At 72.0% G+C, this 17,940-nt stretch carries 17 protein-coding genes and 1 pseudogene; 10 read left to right on the forward strand and 8 right to left on the reverse strand.

The genetic code is table 11. The features are described 5' to 3' along the window. The first annotated feature begins 114 nt into the window (after positions 1 to 114). On the forward strand, positions 115 to 1,707 hold the full coding sequence (locus FB388_RS27915) for a GMC family oxidoreductase N-terminal domain-containing protein (RefSeq protein WP_142105099.1): 1,593 nt from the start codon (positions 115 to 117) through the stop codon (positions 1,705 to 1,707). A 6-nt stretch (positions 1,708 to 1,713) separates the two neighbouring features. On the opposite strand, the gene FB388_RS27920 is transcribed toward FB388_RS27915, so the two are convergent. Further along, on the reverse strand, positions 1,714 to 2,217 hold the full coding sequence (locus tag FB388_RS27920) for a hypothetical protein (RefSeq protein ID WP_142105100.1): 504 nt from the start codon (positions 2,215 to 2,217) through the stop codon (positions 1,714 to 1,716). Between the two features lie 58 nt (positions 2,218 to 2,275). Continuing rightward, positions 2,276 to 3,160 carry an intradiol ring-cleavage dioxygenase gene (locus FB388_RS27925; protein ID WP_142105101.1) on the reverse strand — a complete coding sequence of 295 codons (885 nt, stop codon included), beginning with the start codon at positions 3,158 to 3,160 and terminating at the stop codon, positions 2,276 to 2,278. A 214-nt stretch (positions 3,161 to 3,374) separates the two neighbouring features. Between FB388_RS27925 and FB388_RS27930 the strand changes: the two genes are divergently transcribed. Beyond that, on the forward strand, positions 3,375 to 4,913 hold the full coding sequence (locus tag FB388_RS27930; RefSeq protein ID WP_142105102.1) for an SGNH/GDSL hydrolase family protein: 1,539 nt from the start codon (positions 3,375 to 3,377) through the stop codon (positions 4,911 to 4,913). 413 nt (positions 4,914 to 5,326) lie between these two features. Further along, a complete protein-coding gene (locus tag FB388_RS27935) occupies positions 5,327 to 7,093 on the forward strand; it encodes an alpha-amylase family glycosyl hydrolase (RefSeq protein WP_142105103.1) in 1,767 nt (588 codons plus the stop codon). A 19-nt stretch (positions 7,094 to 7,112) separates the two neighbouring features. Here the strand turns inward: FB388_RS27935 and FB388_RS27940 are convergent, their stop codons facing one another. From FB388_RS27940 to FB388_RS27950, 3 genes are all read right to left on the reverse strand, one after another. After that, on the reverse strand, positions 7,113 to 7,784 hold the full coding sequence (locus FB388_RS27940; protein WP_170225857.1) for a TetR/AcrR family transcriptional regulator: 672 nt from the start codon (positions 7,782 to 7,784) through the stop codon (positions 7,113 to 7,115). Positions 7,785 to 8,010: 226 nt separating this feature from the next. Next, a complete protein-coding gene (locus FB388_RS27945) occupies positions 8,011 to 8,304 on the reverse strand; it encodes a hypothetical protein (protein WP_142105105.1) in 294 nt (97 codons plus the stop codon). After that, complete coding sequence (locus FB388_RS27950) at positions 8,301 to 8,693, reverse strand: hypothetical protein (RefSeq protein ID WP_142105106.1); 393 nt, start codon at positions 8,691 to 8,693, stop codon at positions 8,301 to 8,303. Before FB388_RS27950 ends, FB388_RS27945 begins: the two co-directional genes overlap by 4 nt. Positions 8,694 to 9,025: 332 nt before the next feature. Here FB388_RS27950 and FB388_RS40585 point away from each other — a divergent pair. The 3 genes and pseudogenes from FB388_RS40585 to FB388_RS27960 form a co-directional block, all read left to right on the forward strand. Next, positions 9,026 to 9,352, forward strand: a pseudogene (locus FB388_RS40585) (anion permease); the annotation flags it as partial. Between the two features lie 6 nt (positions 9,353 to 9,358). Beyond that, entirely contained in the window at positions 9,359 to 9,577 is a 219-nt protein-coding gene (locus FB388_RS40590; protein ID WP_246122635.1) for a hypothetical protein, read from the forward strand. Between the two features lie 14 nt (positions 9,578 to 9,591). Beyond that, positions 9,592 to 9,837 carry a hypothetical protein gene (locus FB388_RS27960; RefSeq protein WP_142105107.1) on the forward strand — a complete coding sequence of 82 codons (246 nt, stop codon included), beginning with the start codon at positions 9,592 to 9,594 and terminating at the stop codon, positions 9,835 to 9,837. 7 nt (positions 9,838 to 9,844) lie between these two features. On the opposite strand, the gene FB388_RS27965 is transcribed toward FB388_RS27960, so the two are convergent. Further along, complete coding sequence (locus FB388_RS27965) at positions 9,845 to 10,468, reverse strand: CBS domain-containing protein (RefSeq protein ID WP_142105108.1); 624 nt, start codon at positions 10,466 to 10,468, stop codon at positions 9,845 to 9,847. Between the two features lie 103 nt (positions 10,469 to 10,571). After that, complete coding sequence (locus tag FB388_RS27970; protein ID WP_425468591.1) at positions 10,572 to 11,465, reverse strand: squalene cyclase; 894 nt, start codon at positions 11,463 to 11,465, stop codon at positions 10,572 to 10,574. Positions 11,466 to 11,639: 174 nt separating this feature from the next. On the opposite strand from FB388_RS27970, the gene FB388_RS40045 reads away from it, so the two are divergent. Genes FB388_RS40045 through FB388_RS27985 form a run of 3 tightly spaced genes read left to right on the forward strand, consistent with a single transcriptional unit; the run spans position 11,640 to position 15,747 of the window. Beyond that, a complete protein-coding gene (locus FB388_RS40045; protein ID WP_142105109.1) occupies positions 11,640 to 13,619 on the forward strand; it encodes an MFS transporter in 1,980 nt (659 codons plus the stop codon). After that, positions 13,619 to 14,491, forward strand: a complete 873-nt coding sequence (locus tag FB388_RS27980; RefSeq protein ID WP_142105110.1) for a tryptophan 2,3-dioxygenase — start codon at positions 13,619 to 13,621, stop codon at positions 14,489 to 14,491. Before FB388_RS40045 ends, FB388_RS27980 begins: the two co-directional genes overlap by 1 nt. After that, positions 14,488 to 15,747 (forward strand): kynureninase, encoded by a 1,260-nt coding sequence (locus FB388_RS27985; RefSeq protein ID WP_142105111.1) that lies wholly within the window; start codon positions 14,488 to 14,490, stop codon positions 15,745 to 15,747. The genes FB388_RS27980 and FB388_RS27985 overlap by 4 nt, the downstream gene beginning before the upstream one ends. A 17-nt stretch (positions 15,748 to 15,764) precedes the next feature. On the opposite strand, the gene FB388_RS27990 is transcribed toward FB388_RS27985, so the two are convergent. Further along, a complete protein-coding gene (locus FB388_RS27990) occupies positions 15,765 to 15,998 on the reverse strand; it encodes a hypothetical protein (protein ID WP_142105112.1) in 234 nt (77 codons plus the stop codon). A 112-nt stretch (positions 15,999 to 16,110) separates the two neighbouring features. Between FB388_RS27990 and proS the strand changes: the two genes are divergently transcribed. Then, the gene (gene proS, locus FB388_RS27995) at positions 16,111 to 17,520 is read left to right on the forward strand and encodes a proline--tRNA ligase (RefSeq protein ID WP_211362242.1); all 1,410 of its coding nucleotides are present in this window, start codon (positions 16,111 to 16,113) and stop codon (positions 17,518 to 17,520) included. Positions 17,521 to 17,940: the final 420 nt, after the last annotated feature.

Consider the following 17,940-nt stretch of genomic DNA (forward strand, 5'->3'; position numbering starts at 1 on the left):
GACCGGCCGCGACCCGGTCACGCCGTGTACCGTCCAGCGCGATCAAGAGGCGCTCCTGCGCTCCGATCGGGTGAAGCGACCCGCCATGGCCGGCATTGCCACGAGGGGGACCCCGTGACCGGGTCGTTCGATCACGTCATCGTCGGTGGTGGTTCGGCGGGCTCGGTGTTGGCGAACCGGTTGTCGGCGGATCCGGCGCGCCGGGTGCTCGTGCTCGAGAACGGACGGGCCGACCACTCGTGGGACGTGCTGGGCAGGGCGTTCGCGCGGGGTCCGGGTCGCTGGCGTCATCGCAGCGAGCCCGAGCCGGGCCTGCTGGGGCGGCGCTTGAACCTGCCGGCGGGCCGGGTGCCGGGTGGCATCAGCAGTCTGCGCGGGATGCTCCACCAGCGCGGTAACCCCCTCGACTACGACGGCTGGGCCGCGCAGCCCGGGATGCAGAGGTGGGGCTTCGCCCATCTCCTGCCGTACTTCAAGCGCATGGAGGACGCGGAGGTACCCGGGCCGCTGCGGGGCAGGGGCGGCCCGCTGGCGGTGGCGAAGGCGCGCCCGGGAAACGTCCTCGCCCAGGCGTTCCTGCTGGCCGCGCAGGAGGCGGGGCACCACGCCACCCCGGACGTCAACGGGTACCGGCAGGAGGGCTTCGGGGCCCTCGACCACAACGTCCGGAGGTTCCGGCGCTGGTCGGCCACCCGCGGCTACCTGCGACCGGCGATGGACCGCGCCAACCTGACCGTCGGCGCCGGCACCACGGTCACGAAGATCGTGTTCCGCGGCACCCGCGCGGTCGGCGTCGAGTTCGCGGACCGGCGCGGCCGCGTGCACCGCGTGCTCAGCCGCGACACGATCCTGTGCGCGGGTGCGATCAAGAGCCCGCACATCCTGCAGCTCTCCGGCGTGGGCGACGCCGCGTTCCTGGAGTCCGTGGGCGTGCCGGTCGTGCACCACCTCCCGGGCGTGGGCGCGAACCTGCAGGACCACCTCGTCGTGCGGATCCAGCACGCCTGCACCAAGCCGGTGTCGCTGCGGTCCGCCGCCAACCCGTCGGACGTGGGCGGCTTCGCCCGCAGCAACGACGACCTGGCGTTCCCGAACCTGGCGTACGAGTTCCTGCCGACGGCCTCGAAGACGTGCCCGACCTCGCCCACCGGCCCGTACGGGTTCCAGGTTCAGGTCGGGGTGACGAGATCCGGCTCGCGCGGCAGCGTGCGGCTCGCCTCGCCGAGCTGGCGCACGCCACCGGCGATCCGGTTCGGCCACCTGTCCACCGAGCAGGACCGGCGCGACTGGGTCGACGCGATCCGCGTGACCCGGGAGATCATGGGGCAGTCGGCGCTCGCCCGGTACGACGGCGGGGAGCTCGCTCCCGGACCGGACGTGCGGGGCGACGACCGGATCTGGGACTGGGTGGTGGGGCACGCCGAGTCGGCGATGCACTACGCCGGGTCCTGCAGGCTGGGCACCGACGACCGGGCGGTCGTCCACCCGGACACGATGGAGGTGCACGGCCTCGACGGCGTGCGCGTGGTGGACGCGTCGGTGATGCCGGTCGTCACCAACGCCGGCACCTACGCCCCGGTGGTGATGATCGCGGAGAAGGCGGCCGACCTCATCCTCGACCGGCCCCCGCTGCCTCCCGCCCACACCGAGTACTTCCGGCGCGACCACACCAGGACCATCGAGATGCGCGTGGCCACGACCGAGTAGCGGACGTCAGTTCCGCTCGCCCTGGAACGGCAGGATCCGGGCCCACTGCTCCCGCACCTGCTCCTCCATCTCCTCCGCCTCGGCGGAACCCTCCGCCGGTACGACCACGAGATCGGGCTCCCCCGGCCCGCGCTCCTCGGCCATCTCCAGCACGGTGACGAACACCTGCGCGCACGCGAAGGCGTGGTCGACGTTACTCTTGACGCCGTCGTAGCGGTCGTCGTCGACGTCCATGACGAGCGGGTAGATCCGGCGCAGCACGGCGACCAGGTCCCGCGCCGAGCCGAGCGCGCCGTCGTAGTCGCCGACGAGCGGGGCGCGGATGGACAGCGCGTCCAGGAAGGCGTCCTCGAGGTCGCGGGCCAGCGCCCGCGCGCGGAACAGCGTGGCCTCCAGGCCTGCCTGGCCGCGGGCGAGCCCGAGGCAGTCCTCCAGCTCGACGGCCACCTCGAGAGCACGGCCGAACGTGCCGTTGAGCACCAGGCTGAGGGATCTTCGGCGGCCGGCCACGGCGGCGACTCTACCGACAGTCCCCGCCTGAACACAGGGCGTCGAACAAGTCCCCCGCTCAGCGCGACGGCGGCGGCCCGCCGGGAGCGCTGCCGGCGGTCGGGGTGGTCGTCGTGTCGACGGCGGCGGTGAGGGACACGGTGTAGCCGGTGGTGACGTCGCCGGTCACGGCGCCGAGCTCGCGCGCCCCGCCGTCGTCGCCGAAGACGTTGTCCGTGGCGAGCGTGACCTGCGACAGGTTGCGGACCGACTGCTCGTAGCCCGGCTGGGCGTACACGACCTCGCACGCGTCCTGGGGAAGCGCGATCTGGGACGTGGCGATGGCGTTCGAGGCATCCGTGATGCCGGCCTGGTCGGGGTAGACCTCGAAGTGGATGTGCGGCCAGCGTCCCGAGTAGCAGGCCGGGAAGATGCTGGTGAAGCTCACGCGGCCGGCCGAGTCGGCGATCTGGACCCCACGCAGGTAGTTCTGGTCCTCGATCGCGTCCGAGTACATCGAGTAGCCGCCGTCGCGGTTGCAGTGCCAGACGTAGACCGCGGCACCGGCGAAGGCGGACCCGCCGTTCGCGATGTCGAGCACGGTCAGCCGGATGGTCAGCGGGACGCCATCGGCCGTGCCGCTCGCCCCGGCGAAGCTGGACCGGATGTCGCTGCGGACGATGCCGCTCTCCGCCAGCACGTTGGGGCCGTTCGAGCCGTCGCCCGGGTAGGGGCCCGCGGTCTCGTCCGGGATCTCCACCAGACCCGTGCCGGACGCGGCTGTCGTACCGGTCGTGCCGCTGCCGCAGGCACCGAGGCTCGCGGCGGCCGCGCCGAGCCCGAGCGCCCGCAGCATCCGCCTGCGGCTCAACAGGGTCGTGACGTCGAAGCCGAGGCCCTGGTCCACGACCTCCTCGTCCGGTCGGACGAGTGGGCGTCCTTCGTAGGTGGGCTCGTGCCTCACGGTTCCTCCGGTGCTGGGACGGCTGGTCGAAACCCAAGGTAGGAACGGGCGGTGGGGCGTTCCTGTGCGCTTCCTGTCCGGTTCCTGTGGCGCGCGGCCCGCCGGGGTCTCCTGTCCGTGTTCGGTCGGGTGCGGTGGGTATCAGCGCTCCGCGCTCGCCTCTCCTCCACGGCCGGACCAGGATGGACCGGCGAGGGATCACGAGGAGGGGAACATGGCCGCGCTGCCACCGGAGTACCTGGACCCGAACACCCCGCCCGACGTCGTGGTGACCGACCTGCTGCGGCCGCGCATCGACGACCCGGCGCTCGGGGTCGAGCTCGGTCAGCGCGACGCGGACGTCCCGGCACCACCCACCGACCCGGTGCACCGGCTGGTCACGGTCGGCGACTCCCTGACCCATGGCCTGACCAGCGGGGCCGTGTCGCGAACCGACCTCTCGTGGCCCGCCCTCCTGGCCCGCTGCCTCGACGTCCCGTTCCAGGTGCCCGGGTACGGGGGCCCGCTCGGCGGGCTGCCGTTCAACATCGAGGGCCTGCTGCGAGGGCTGCAGGCCGAGTTCGGCGACCGCATCAACGCGTTCGAGGCGCTGGCGCTGCCGTTCTCCCTGCAGCGGTTGGCCGACGAGAACGAGGACTTCTGGGAGCGCGGCGACGGGAGCAGGCCGCCCCGCACCGACCTGCGCTACGAGAACCTGGGCATCTACGGCTGGGACGTGCGCGACAGCCTGTCGTACACCGCCGGCCGGGCGACCGCCCTGATCGCTGCCAACCCCGCGCACGACGACCTGCTCGGCGCGGTGCCCTCCAACGACAACGACATCGCGGCCTCGTCCGTGCTCGCGCCGTTCGGTGTGGCCGCGACCCAGATCGGGGCCGCCGGGTGGCACGGGCGCAACGGCGGCATCGACACGCTCGTCGTCGTCCTCGGCGGGAACAACGCGCTCCGCTCCGTGGTCGACAAGGTGGTCCGGTGGAGCGGCGACGGCTACGACGACCTGGACCGCAAGGGCAGCTACAACGTGTGGCGCCCCACCCACTTCGCCACCGAGTTCGCCGAGCTGGTGCGGGCCCTCGAACCGATCAGCACGCGCCGCGTCGTGCTCGCCACCGTGCCCCACGTGACGATCGCGCCGATCGCGAAGGGCGTGAACCCACAGGCGCCGGGCCAGAAGTGGCAACCGGGCTCGCGGTACTTCCCCTTCTACACCGACCCGTGGATCGACGAAGCCCGCTTCGACCCCACCAAGCACCGGCACCTCACCCACCAGCAGGCGCGCGCCGTCGACTCGGCGATCGACCAGTACAACGACGCCATCGCCGACGCCGTGCGCCAGGCGCGCAGCCACGGCCGGGACTGGTTCCTCTTCGACCTCTGCGGTGTCCTCGACGGCCTGGCCTACCGCCGGTTCGTCACCGACGCGGATGCCCGTGCACGCAACGCGTGGCAGGCCCAGCGGCTCCCGTCGGAGCTCGCAGACCTCGACACCCGCTTCTTCCGCTCGGACCGGACCGGCAGGCTGCAGGGCGGCCTCTTCGGGCTCGACGGTGTCCACCCGACGACCTCCGGGTACGGGATCGTCGCCGACGAGCTCGTCGGCCTCCTCGCGACCGCGGGTGTCGCGGCCAAGCACGTCGACTTCGCCGCGCTGCGCCGCGAGGACACGCTCAACCAGGACCCGCCCGCGCTGATGGCGACCGCGTTCGACCTCGCGACGCCGTTCCTCACCCGCCTGCTCTCCCGCGGGCGCTGAGATGCCCGGCATCACGATCCACTACGACAACTCCCGGTCGTTCGCCGCCCCGCACCTCTGGGTGCGCTACCCGGGGTCGGACGAGTCGCACGACGTCACACCGTCCACGCAGGACTCCTTCGGCCCGGTCTTCACGGTCGAGCTGATGCGGCCCGCGCTCGACCTCACGTTCACGGACGGCGCAGCACCTGTGTGGCGGGACGACGCCATGCACTTCGACCGGGTCCCACCCACCGGTGCCGAGATCTGGTGCCGAGCGGACAAGGCGTTCGTCTACGACGTCGAGCCCCGCCGTCCGGAGCCCGGGACGGCGGCCGAGCTCCTCGCGGCGATCGACGCGGTCGACGGGTGCTACGTGCCGGACACCGACGGCCGTTCCGGCCTGGGGGCAACGGCGCTCCGCGGGGGCCGGCGTGCTGTTCGGCCTCTACCAGCCCAACGCCGCTCGGGTGTTCGTGCGCGGCTCGTTCGACGGCTGGCAGGAACCCGGCCGCGAGCTGGCGCTGCACCGCGGTTACTTCGGCATCCCCAACCTGTGGCTCGGCGTGGTGCCGGAGGCGAGGGCCGGCGACGAGTACGCGTACGTCGTGCAGGGCGGGGTGCCCCGGAACGCGGCCGGCCGCTTCGAGCGCCGGTGCACCGACCCGCTCGCCCGCCGGCTCGGCACGAGCTTCGACGACGACACGGCAGTCGTCGTCGACCCGAGCACCTACGCCTGGACCGACCACGCGTTCCGGACGCCCGACCGGGCCGACATGATCCTCTACGAGCTGAGCGTGTACGGCTTCACCGAGGGCGACCCCGGGATCAAGCAGCCGGGCCGGTTCGCCGGGATCACCCAGCGGATCAGGGAGGGCTACTTCGACGAGCTGGGGGTCAACGCGCTGTCCCTCATGCCGCTCTCCGAGTTCGCCGGCGAGCAGGGTCCCCACGCCCTCGGCTACAACACCTCGGTGTTCGCGGCGGTCGAACGGGACTTCGGCACCGCCGACGACCTGCGCGAGCTGGTGGACGCGGCCCACGACCACGGCCTCGCCGTGCTGCTGGACCAGGTCTTCAACCACACCAGCAACAAGCCGAACCCACTGTGGCAGGCGATCCTCGAGAGCCCCCGTGAGGACGGGAGCCCGACCGAGGGCGGCCTGTACTTCAGCGGCAGCACGGAGTGGGGCAACCGCGTCGCGACCGAGAAACGGGACGTGCAGAACCTGCTGATCGACACGTGCAAGCTGTTCCTCACCGAGTACCACGTCGACGGGTTCCGCCTCGACTCCACGCGCAACGTCGACCGCGGCTTCCTGTTGCGGTTGGCCGACGAGCTCACCCGCTTCCGACCCGAGACCGTGCTGGTCGCGGAGCACCTGCCCAACGAGAGCGGCCTCAACCGCTCCGGCTACGACGGCTACTCGCAATGGGCCGACCCGTTCCACGACAGGATGAAGGTGCTGCTGCGCGAGGGAGCGATCGACGCCGACCAGATCGGCGACGTCTTCTACTTCTCGCACGCGGCATACGCGGCGCACACGAACAACACGGTCAACTACGTCGAGAGCCACGACGAGACCAGCCCCGCCTTCGAGGTGGGCACGAACCCCACCACGAACCAGCCCGCGACCAAGGACCGGAAGGGGCGGCTGGGCCTCTTCTCCACCGTCGTCGCGCTCGGCATCCCCATGATCTACATGGGCCAGGAGTTCAACGTCGAGCGCGACCGCAACGTCGTGAGCTTCCAGTGGCCGCCGGGCGGACCGGAGAACAGCGGCTTCTACCGGTGGGCCCGCCGCCTCGTCCACCTGCGCCGCCGCTACCCGGCCCTGCGCATCGCGGGCTACGACCCGGCAGGCGACGGCCGCTTCACCTGGATCCTGGGCCCTTGGATGGACCCGGCGCACGGCGGCGGGCACAAGGTGCTCGGCTGGCGGCTGCGGCCCGGCCGGTCCGCCCACGACGCCATGGTGGTGCTGCTCAACTTCGAACAGTTCACCGTGCGGGTCGAGGTCGAGCTCGGCCTGGCCGGCAGCTGGGTGAAGCTGGCCGACCTCGACCGCGTCGACGACATCCCGCCCGGTGGCACCAACTCGACGGCCGACCCGGCCACGCTGCACAGCAACGACGGCCGGTTCGGTGCGTTCGAGCTGCCCAGCAGCAGCGCCTACCTCTACAAGTGGGAGTCCGGATAGGGCTGCAGCCGGCCGGACGTCAGCCCCACGGGCTCCCGGCACCGTCGCGGGCGATGACGAGCTCCGGCCGGAGCGCGCCGAAGAGCAGCGTCAACATGAGGTCGGCGGTGACGGCGGGCGGCTCGTCCTCGCGGTTGATGCTCCGCACGAGCAGCAGGTTGACGACCATGCCGCTGATCTCGGAGGCGGGCGGGTGGGAGCGCAGCTCGCCGTTGGCCTGCCCGTGCTGGATGAGCAGCAGGAGTGCCATGTTGATGGGGGCGAGGACCCGCGGGTCCGCCTGGTCCTCCGGATCGGGCGCCTTCCCGGTGCGGATCGTGTAGTCGAGCACGGCCGCGGTGAACGACGCCGTCAGCCCGCGGTGGTACCAGCTGAGCCGCGCCAGCGCGTTGATCTGCTCCACGAGCGCCCCGACGACGGGCCGGCCGGCCGCGATGTCCGCCTCGGCCTGGCGGATGAGGCCACGGACGTGGGGTTCGTAGACCGCGCCGAGCAGGGCGTGCTTCGTCGGGAAGTGGTTGTACGCGGTGGCGGAGCTGACCCCCGCGGCGTCCGCGATGTCCTCGATGCGCGTCGCGGCCCAGCCGCGGCGGCTGAAGGCCGAGTCGGCCGCTGCAATCAGCGCGGCGCGGGTGCGGACCCGTTTCGTCCGAGCCGCGCGAGTACGGGGGTCGGCCGGCCGCTCGTCCACTTTCCACCGTCTCCCGGTCGTCCGGCCCGCCCGCGAATCGCGCTGACCGTACAGCAGCGGTTTCCGGCGGTTTACCTGGTCCTCGGGATGAACAGCAAGGAGTCGAGTGACGACGCTCCGTAGCGGCGCGCCGACACGCCTCTGACTTCACAAACCCCGTACCGACCTCACAAATGGCGGGCCCTGTGTGAGGTCCGCACACGGTTTGTGAAGTGATCCGTCAGCGTCAGTTGCCGGGAAATCTGGGGCGGAGATCACGACGGGCTCTGCGCAACCGCTGATACCACAATGATCCCAACAAGACCGCGAGGATCACCGCCGTGGCGAATCCCACGAGAACGTGCGCGGGGCCGGATTCCTGGATCGTCTGGAAAGCCATCGAACCGAGCAGTCCGGCAACCACAGCGTCGATCACCCCGACGATGAAGGGCGAGCCGGACAGCAGGTGGACGATGCCCACCTTGCGACGGAAGCTGTAGGTCTGCAGCACTCCGGCGAAGTCGTCGTGCGGGCTGGTCACGAGGTACGGCTCGAGATCAGGGGCCAGCTCCAGGTAGCCGTGGCGCAGCCGGCCATCCCGACGATGAGCCAGGCGTCCTCGATGTCGGCCTCGACCAGGCGCACGTACGTCCCCAGCCCCACCAGCAGGGCGATCGGGAGTACGACGAGCGCGAACCCCCGGAAACTCTGCCCGAACCCGGTCGCCTGCGCCGTCAGGGAAAGGGCCACCGCCACGGCGGACAGGACCGTCAGGAACGTTCCGGTGCGACTGAATATCTCCGACCACGTCATGCTGCGCGTTGCCAGCAGGCTCCAGTGTTCGGTGGCGAGCAGTTGCGCGCGCAGCGCCGCCTCGGCGCCGCGGTGATCGAGGGGTGGGGTCGGGTCGCCGTCCTCGTCCTGCGTCATTCGGAACTCCAGCCCTGGTTCGGCCGCGCGCCATGCCGCGCGGGTCCTCGTACATGCCAGACCATGTGTGCGGCGACCACAACCCACCCGTGACGACTCCGGGACCGCTGGGGCTGGAGGTGATGGCCGGGAGTGGTGCCCGCACCTCGTAGAGCAGGCTCGGGCAAAGGGCGCGAAACGTACGAATACAGGTGTTCCGGATCGCCCGATACGGCACTTCTGCGCTATTCGCGCGGATTCCCTGGTTCCACCGATCGTAAATGCTCCGTTGGCCCGCGGTGGGGATACGGGGAGTGGAGTTGAGCTGTCCGGTCCGAGCTGGGAAGGCACGCATGGACGTCACCGTGATCGTGGTCGTGGTCGTGGTCGTGGTCACGGCTCTCGTCTTCGACTTCACCAACGGGTTCCACGACACGGCCAACGCGATGGCGACCTCGATCGCCACCGGCGCGCTGTCGCCGAAGCGGCGGTGACGATCGCGGGCCTGCTGAACCTCGTCGGCGCATTCCTCTCGGTCGAGGTCGCGAAGACGATCTCGAGCGGAATGGTCGACGAGACGCGGATCGGCCCCGTGGTGATCTTCGCCGGGCTCGTGGGCGCGATCCTGTGGAACCTGCTGACGTGGCTGCTCGGCCCTGCCGTCCAGCTCGTCCCACGCGGGCCAGATGGCCGTCGCCTGGATCCTCACGCCCCCCGCCGCGGCCGCGGTCGGCGCCGCTGCGGCGTGGCTCGCCTCCACCGGAACGGTGGGGACGATCATCGTCGCGCTGGTCGCCGCCGCACTCGCAGGCGGCATCTACGCCGCGGCGCGGCGTCGTCCCGTCACGGCCGAGAACGTCGACGACGTCCCGGCCCCGAAGGCGTCCGCGCACGCCGCGGCCTGAACAGGAGACTCCGGATGAACATCGCGTGGGGTTCGCTGCTGACGGTGTGCGTCGTGTCGCTCGCGGTCGGGGTCGCGGTGGTCTCGCTCGTGGCGTTCGCGCTCGTGGGTCTGTCGGCGCGGGCGACGCAGCCGGCCGGGGGCCCGGACGACGGCGCCGCGCCGCCCGTTAGCGCACCGGTCCGCACCGCGATCGCGGCGCTCTGCCTGCTGGCGGTGGCGGCGATCGTCGGTTACGGCCTCTACGTGATCGTCGCCTGAGCGGGCGTCACCGAGGCGAGGCCGAATCGGCGGACTCGGCCGTGTCAACGACCCGGCACCGCGAGACACCGAGCACCGACTCCGCCACCCGGATCGCGCCGCTCCGCGCCACCGGGTCGGAGTGGTCGTCGAAGATCGTCACTTCGCCGCCGCGCACCTCGGCGCGCCACCTGCCGACGCCTCCGTAGATGTCGAGCTTGCGCCGGACGTCCGCCTCGATCGACGCGTCGTCCCGCGCGAGCGCCCGGAGCAGGTCGCGATAGGTGACGACCCCGACGACGATCCCGTCGTCCACCACCGGAACCGAGCGGACGTGCGCCGCACGCAGGACGGTCAGCAGGTCGGCGACGCCTTCCCGGGGATTGGTCACGAGCACGTCGCGCACCATCACGTCACCGACGGTCGCCCCGGGAACGTCCGGGGCGCGGTCGAAGATCGGCACGTTCGGGTCGGGCGGGAACCGGCCGGCCAGCAGCTCCGCCTCGCCGACCACACCGACCAGGCGACCTTCGCCGCCGACCACCGGCAGGCAGGTGAAGCCGGTTGCGTCGAGCTTCGCGATGGCCTCCTTCACCGGGAGCTCCGGCGGCACGACGACGGCGGGCTTGGACATGATCTCGCGGATCCGCACGGGCAGCTCCTCTCCGGGGCTTCTGCCACCGAGGGTATGCGCGCACCGATCGATGGTCCGGAGGCGTCGGGCCCGCGGCACAGGGGCGAAGGTCCCGCTCGGCTCAACGATCCCGCTGGTCCCACCAGGCGAGCACGCGCGTCCCGAACAGCGTCAGCCACTTCGACGGCTCCCCCGCCGGCACGTCGACCTCGAACCACACCCGGCCGGGATGCCTCCCGGCCTGCACCCACGTGCCGTCGGGCCCTCTGGCAGCGCGGACGATCGCGATCGCGTCGGCCATGCGCGGGTCCGGCGCCGTGCCGTCGACCAGTGACGCCTGGCGGAAGTACTCGGCGGCGTTGAGCACGTCGTAGGACCAGCGGAACGGGTAGGCGAAGCGGCCGACCCACGGTCCGACGGGCTCCCCCGTCGACAGACGCCGGAACAGCTCGCGGCGGAGGAGGTACTCCTCACCGGAGCGGCGGGCGGCGCGCGTCGCCTCCGTGCCGCCGGTCGCCGCGTCGTACGCGAGCAGACCCTTGAGGGAGTTCAGCGTCGAGTGGAACGACGACCTGGTCGAGCCCTCCACCCACTCGCAGTTCCAGCCGCCGTCCGGCAGCTGGTGGTCGACGAACCAGGAGACGATGCCGGTGACGTCGGCGCCGAGCCACAGTCCGTTGGCGACGGTCCAGGCGTTGATGCAGCAGTCGACCTCACCGGCCCAGTACGGCAGGTCGTCGTACTCCCAGCGGCAGTTCTCGGCGAGCAGCTCGGCCGTGCGGCGCTCCCGCAGGACGGCGGCGTCGAGGCCCCATTCCCGCAGCGAGTTGAGCGTCCAGGTCGTGGCCGTCCACGGCTGTCCGGCCTCTCCCGCCTCCGGCGTGAAGCCGGCGGGGAAGAACGCGCCGCCCGCCCACCGGCCGTCCGGCTCCTGGAGCGCGAGCAGGCGCGCGCCGAAGCCTTCGGTGGCGATCCGGGCCCGCGTCGACTCCCAGACCTCGGGCGGGGCAGCCATGAGGTCGCGCTCGACCTGCCAGCGCAACGTGGGGTCGGAGTTGTGGAGCCACGCCGTCACGTCGTTCAGCACAGCCCGCGACGCTAGCGCCCCGCCCCGTCGACACGGTTGTCCCGCAAGCGCGGTAAGAGTGTAATCCGTTCCGGTACCCCAACCGGGAGGCGGTGAGGCGCGATGGCGGCGTCAGGCCGGGTGGTCGGAGACCTCCGAGCACGGCGCCACGGTGTCGCGCGGCTGATCCCGGCGGCCGGGCTCGGTGCCTGCCCCGCTCATCCGGACACGCCGGCGGCGGCGCGGCCGGCCGGCGAGACCACCGAGGGCGCTCGGCGGTGTCAGCGGTGGACGCTTGCCGTGGTGTGCCTGGCCTCTGCACTGCTGCTGTTCAACGTGACCGCGCCGAACGTCGCGCTGCCCGCGATCGCGGTCGATCTGTCCGCGGGCTTCAGCGCCCAGCAGTGGGTGCTGTCGGCGTACGCGATGGTGCTGGCGTCGCTGCTGCTGGCCGGCGGCGCGCTCGGCGACCGCTACGGCAGGCGGCGGCTGTTCCTGCTCGGCCTCGCGGGCTTCTGGGTGGGGTCCCTGCTCTGCACGCTGGCGCCGACCACGGAGCTGCTCATCGTCGGACGGCTGGTCCAGGGCGCGGGCGCCGCGGCGCTCTTCCCGTCCGGGCTCGCGCTGATCGCGGCGGAGTTCGACGGGCCGGCTCGGGCCCGCGCGATCGGTGTCTGGGGAGCCAGCGTGTCCGGCGCGATCGCGCTGGGACCGTTGCTCGGCGGGATCCTCGTGGAGGTCGTCGGGTGGCGCGCCCAGTTCGCCCTCGCCGTGCTGCTGGTGCTCCCCACCGCCGCGGTGGGGCTGCGGCACCTCCGGGAGAGCCGGGACAGCTCCTCCACCAGGCTGGACTGGCTGGGCGCCGGGCTACTCACCGGCGCGATGGTGCTGCTGATCGTGCTGGTCCAGCGGGGCAACGGGGTCGGCTGGCTCTCCCCCGTCACGCTCGCCATGGCCGGCGGGGCGCTCGTCCTGTTCGCGCTGTTCACGCTGGTCGAGTTCCGCAGCACCGCACCGCTGATCGCGCCTGCCCTGATGCGCAACCCGACCTTCCTCGGCGCCACGCTGGTGGCCGTCGTGTTCGCCGCCGCCGGGTTCGCGCCGCTGGTGTACCTCACCTTGTTCCTGCTGCGGGTGCACGGCTCGGGGCCGACGCTCGCCGGACTGGAGGTCGCGCCGTTCGCGGTGGCGTCGCTGGTGGTGTCGCTGCTCGCGGCGAGGGTCGTGGCCCGCCTCGGCGTGCGGATCGCGCTCGTGGGCGGCCTCGCGCTGTGCGGGGTGGGCCTCGCGCTGATGCTCGACCTGGGACCGGACTCCGGCGGCCTGCGGCTCCTGCCGGCGCTCCTGGTCTTCGGCGTCGGTGCAGGCGTCGTCAACCCCACGATGACGGTCGCCGCGCTCAGCACCGTGGACGCCGCGCACAGCGGCATGGCCTCCGGCATCAACAACACCGCCCGCCAGCTCGGCATCGCCGTGGGGATCGCCGGACTCGGCGCGGTGTTCGAGTCCCGGCTCGCCGACGGCACGGGCGCCCGGCTCGCCGCGGGCGGGGTGCCGGGACCGCAGGCCACCGCCGCAGCCGAGCTGGCCGCGTCGGGTGACCTGGACGCCGCAGGGCGCTCCCTCGGCCAGGCCGCGACCGCCCTCCTCCCGGCGTACACGAGCTCGTTCACGCACGCGCTGACGGTCGTGTTCCTCGTGGGCATCGCGGTCATCGCACTCGGGGCGCTGGTGACCGTCGTCCTGATCCGCCCTGCCGCCGAGCCCGTACCCGCGCAGACCGGCGGCTTCACGGTCGTCGGGGACGCGGACGGCCGTCCAACCGAGGCGACCTGCACGCACCTCGGCGAGGTCGCCGCCGACGTGACCCCGAGCACCGATCGGGGCTGCGAGGACTGCCTGCGGGACGGCGGTACCTGGGTCCACCTCCGCAAGTGCCTGCACTGCGGCCACGTCGGGTGCTGCGACAGCTCGCCGGGCCGGCACGCGTCGCAGCACTGGCACACCAGCTCGCACCCGCTCGTCCAGTCCTTCGAACCCGGGGAGGACTGGGGCTGGTGCTACCCCGACCAGTTGCTCGTCGCGCCGTCTACGGTGACCTGATGACCGGGAACGGCAGGAACCTGCGCCCTCTCGAGGAGGGTGTGGTCCGGGAGTTCGGTGGGACCGGGGAGCGGGTGAACCTGTCCTACGGGGCCTACCTGCATCTGGACCAGTTGTTGTCGGCGCAGCATCCGGTGAGCCGCCCGGTGCACCACGACGAGCTGCTGTTCATCGTGCAGCACCAGACCTCCGAGCTGTGGTTGAAGCTGGTGTTGCACGAGCTGCGCGCGGTGCGGGACCGGTTGCGGGCCGACGAGCTGCGCCCGGCGCTCAAGGGCCTGGCGCGGGTGAAGCACATCCAGCGGCAGCTGACCGAGCAGTGGTCGGTGCTCGCGACGCTGACGCCGTCGGAGTACGCGGAGTTCCGCCGGTTCCTGGGCACCTCGTCGGGGTTCCAGTCCTACCAGTACCGGGCGGTCGAGTTCGTCCTCGGCAACAAGAACCCCGCCATGGTCAAGCTGTTCGAGCACGACGATCAGGCCCGTGAGCTGCTGGAGACGCTGCTCGGGGAACCGACCGTCTACGACGAGTTCCTGCGCCACCTGCACCGGCACGGGCACGCGATCCCCGAACAGCTGTTGCACCGGGACGTGGCGGCGCCGCACGAGTTCACCCCGGAGCTGGTGCCGGTGTTCCGCCGCATCTACGAGCACTCCCGCCAGTTCTGGGAGGCCTACGAGGCGTGCGAGGAGCTGGTGGATCTGGAGGAGAACTTCCAGCTGTGGCGGTTCCGCCACCTCAAGACCGTGGAGCGCACCATCGGCACCGTGCGGGGCACGGGTGGCTCCAGCGGGGTCAACTTCCTGCGCGCCGCGCTGGACCTGACGTTCTTCCCCGAGCTGTTCGCCGTCCGCACGGAGATCCAGGCATGACCACCAGCACTCGCACCTGGGCGGAGCGGGCTGCCGCCCTGGACGCGGCCGACCCGCTCGCCGGGCTGCGGGACCGGTTCCTGCCCGCCCCCGACGTCGTCGCCTACCTGGACGGCAACTCCCTCGGCCGCCCGGTGGCCGATGCCGCGAACCGGCTGGGCGAGTTCCTCCGGCAGTCCTGGGGGGAGCGGTTGATCCGCGGCTGGACCGAGGACGGCCCGGACGGTCCGTGGATGGACTGGCCCGGCCGGGTCGGGGACCGGATCGCCGCGGCCGCGCTGGGCGCTGCGCCGGGACAGACCGTGCTGGGCGACTCCACCACCGTGTGGCTCTACAAGCTCGCCCGCGCCGCCGTCGACGCCGCCACCGCGGACGATCCGGCCCGCCGGGTGATCGTGGCGTTCGCCGACGACTTCCCCACCGACCGCTACGTCGTCGAGGGCATCGCCGCCGAGCGCGGCGCCACCGTGCGCTGGCTGCACGCCGATCTCGCCGGAGGAGTCACCGCCGAGCAGGTCGCCGCTGCGGCCGGCCCGGACACCGCGCTGGTGCTGCTGTCGCACGTCGCGTACCGGTCGGGGTGGCTGGCTGACGCCCCCGCGATCGCGGCCGCCACCCGCGACGCCGGCGCCTACCTGCTGCTGGACCTGTGCCACTCCGCCGGGTCCGTGCCCCTCGCCCTCGACGACTGGGGCGTGGACCTGGCGGTGGGCTGCACCTACAAGTTCCTCAACGGCGGGCCCGGCTCGCCGGCCTTCGGCTACCTGCGCCACGGCCTGCAGGAGCGGCTGCGGCAGCCGATCCAGGGCTGGATGGGCCGCGCCGACCCGTTCACCATGGGGCCGGGCTACCAGCCCGCCGCCGGGGCGCGGCACCTGGTGTCCGGCACCCCACCCATCCTCGCCGCGGTGCCCCTGCTCGCCTCGCTCGACCTGCTCGAGGAAGCCGGCGTCAGCGCCGTGCGCACCAAGTCGGTCGCGCTGACCGAGTTCGCGCTCGAACTGGCCGACGAGTGGCTGGCCCCGCACGGCGTGCAGGTGATCTCCCCCCGCGAGCCCGGGCGGCGCGGCGGGCACGTCACCCTCCACCGCCCCGGCTTCCGCGACACCGTCGACCAGCTGTGGGCCCGCGGGGTGATCCCCGACTACCGCGAACCCGACGCCATCCGGATCGGACCCGCACCGCTGTCCACCTCGTTCACCGAGGTCCACGACGGGCTCGCCGTGCTCCGCGACATCCTCGACGGCGGCGCCTGATACGGGCGCCCCGCCCGTCAGTCGGGTACGTCGTCGCGCAGCTTCAGCACCGTCCGCAGCACGTACTCGACGGCCGAGGCGAACGCGCTGCCCCTCAGCTCGTCGCGGGTGGCGAGGTTCCGCGACGCGAACTCGAGCATGTCGTCAGGTCCTGCCCGGCCGACGACGAGCGCCGCGATCTCCTCGACGTCGAGGCCCGGGTTGTCGATCCGGGCCAGCGCGAACTCGACGACCAGCTCGTCCACCGTCACGGGTCCGCTCCCTCCCGGGTTGTCAGAGGACTCCATGCTGGCCCACTCGGGCGACCAGCAGCAAGCACGTCTTCGCCGGATAAGCGTTTGCCCGCGCAGCTACCGTCGGCACGTGTCGAAGCCCGTACTCACCCCGCAGGCGGAGAACTTCCCCGCCTGGTACCAGGACGTCGTTGCTCGCGCCGAAATGGCCGACAACGGTCCGGCGCGCGGGACCATGGTCATCCGACCGTGGGGGTACGCCATCTGGGAGCTCATGCAGGCGGACATGGACCGGCGGATCAAGGAGACCGGGGCCCAGAACGTCGCGTTCCCGCTGTTCATCCCCATGAGCTTCCTGGAGAAGGAGAAGCAGCACGTCGAGGGCTTCTCCCCCGAGCTCGCCGTGGTCACCCACGGCGGCGGGGAGGAGCTCGCCGAACCGCTGGTGGTGCGCCCCACCTCCGAGACGGTCATCAACCACTACTTCGCCAAGTGGGTGCAGTCCCACCGCGACCTGCCCATGATGATCAACCTCTGGAACAACGTGGTGCGCTGGGAGCTGCGCCCCCGGGTGTTCCTGCGCACCACCGAGTTCCTCTGGCAGGAGGGGCACACCGCCCACGCCACCTTCGAGGACGCGGTCGAGGAGACCCGGCGCATGCTGGAGGTCTACCGGCGGTTCATGGAGGAGACCCTCGCCATCTCGGTCGTGGTGGGCGAGAAGTCGCCGGGCGAGCGCTTCGCCGGCGCCGACCACACCTTCACCTGCGAGGCGCTGATGCGCGACGGCAAGGCGCTGCAGATGGGGACCAGCCACAACCTGGGCCACAACTTCGCCCGCGCCTTCGACATCCAGTACCTGGATGCGGGCGGCGAGCGCCGCCACGTCGCCACCACCTCGTGGGGCACGTCCACCCGGATGATCGGCGGGACGATCATGGTCCACGGCGACGACCACGGCCTGCGCCTGCCCCCTGCGATCGCACCGCACCAGGTGGTGATCATGCAACTGGACGCCGAGGGCACGGCGGCCAGGCGCGTCGAGGCGGAGCTGCGCGCGGCAGGCGTCCGCGTCCACCTCGACTCCCGCACCCACACCTCGTTCGGGCGCCGCTCCGTCGACTGGGAGCTGAAGGGCGTACCCGTCCGGATCGAGCTGGGCGCGCGGGAGCTGGCCGCGGGGAACGCCACCCTGGTCCGGCGGGACGACCGCAGCAAGAGCACGGTGCCGCTGGACGGTGCCGCGCGCGCCGCCACCGATCTGCTCGACGAGATCCAGCAGGTGCTGCTCACGCAGTCGCGGACGTTCCGCGAGGAGCACACCCACCCGGTCACCGACTTCGACGAGCTCACCGAGCGCCTGGGTGACGGTGGCCTGTTCCTCGCCGCCTGGTCCGGCACGGAGGAGTCGGAGAAGGCGCTCGGCGAGCGCACCAGCGCCACCATCCGCTGCATCGTCGACGCCGAGCCGCCCGCGCCGACCTGCCTGATCACCGGCCTGCCGGCCGAGCACACGGTGCTGATCGGGCGGGCCTACTGACGCACGCCTGCTTCTCCGGCCGCAGATCGATGAAGCCTTCGGGGCGCGTTCCGCGGAACGCGGTCGGTGCCGGCGGTGCCCTCGTGGTGGGAACCGTTCCGGTGGGCGCGCCGTCCCGGCTCGGGGGCGCCCGGCCTCACCTATCCGCCCGATGTTGCTGATGCGGCTATCCGGTTCGCCTCGTTGCCGCCCCCACCGAGATGGCCGGTTGGGTTCACTACCGAATTTCGTGGTTGCTCTGGCGGCCGCCCACGCAACCACAGAATTCGGTAGTGAACCCAACCCGGCCGACCCACAAGGCGAGGGTCGACGGGACCTGGAGGATCGTGGGAGAGGCCGGCAGCGGGGGCGAGCGCCGGTAGGCCTGAGCCGGGAACGGCGCGCCCACCGGCAGTTTCTGACCGGGCCGACCCGACGGGA

The organism is Pseudonocardia cypriaca, assembly GCF_006717045.1.
Lineage (GTDB): Bacteria > Actinomycetota > Actinomycetes > Mycobacteriales > Pseudonocardiaceae > Pseudonocardia > Pseudonocardia cypriaca.

What these genes read in the sequence shown, in the direction of transcription:
- FB388_RS27930 (WP_142105102.1), top strand. Translation starts at nt 3,375, where the DNA reads ATGGCCGCGCTGCCACCGGAGTACCTGGACCCGAACACCCCGCCCGAC.
- FB388_RS27950 (WP_142105106.1), bottom strand. Translation starts at nt 8,693, where the DNA reads ATGACGCAGGACGAGGACGGCGACCCGACCCCACCCCTCGATCACCGC.
- FB388_RS40590 (WP_246122635.1), top strand. Translation starts at nt 9,359, where the DNA reads ATGGCCGTCGCCTGGATCCTCACGCCCCCCGCCGCGGCCGCGGTCGGC.
- FB388_RS27960 (WP_142105107.1), top strand. Translation starts at nt 9,592, where the DNA reads ATGAACATCGCGTGGGGTTCGCTGCTGACGGTGTGCGTCGTGTCGCTC.
- FB388_RS27970 (WP_425468591.1), bottom strand. Translation starts at nt 11,465, where the DNA reads ATGGCTGCCCCGCCCGAGGTCTGGGAGTCGACGCGGGCCCGGATCGCC.
- FB388_RS40045 (WP_142105109.1), top strand. Translation starts at nt 11,640, where the DNA reads ATGGCGGCGTCAGGCCGGGTGGTCGGAGACCTCCGAGCACGGCGCCAC.
- FB388_RS27980 (WP_142105110.1), top strand. Translation starts at nt 13,619, where the DNA reads ATGACCGGGAACGGCAGGAACCTGCGCCCTCTCGAGGAGGGTGTGGTC.
- FB388_RS27985 (WP_142105111.1), top strand. Translation starts at nt 14,488, where the DNA reads ATGACCACCAGCACTCGCACCTGGGCGGAGCGGGCTGCCGCCCTGGAC.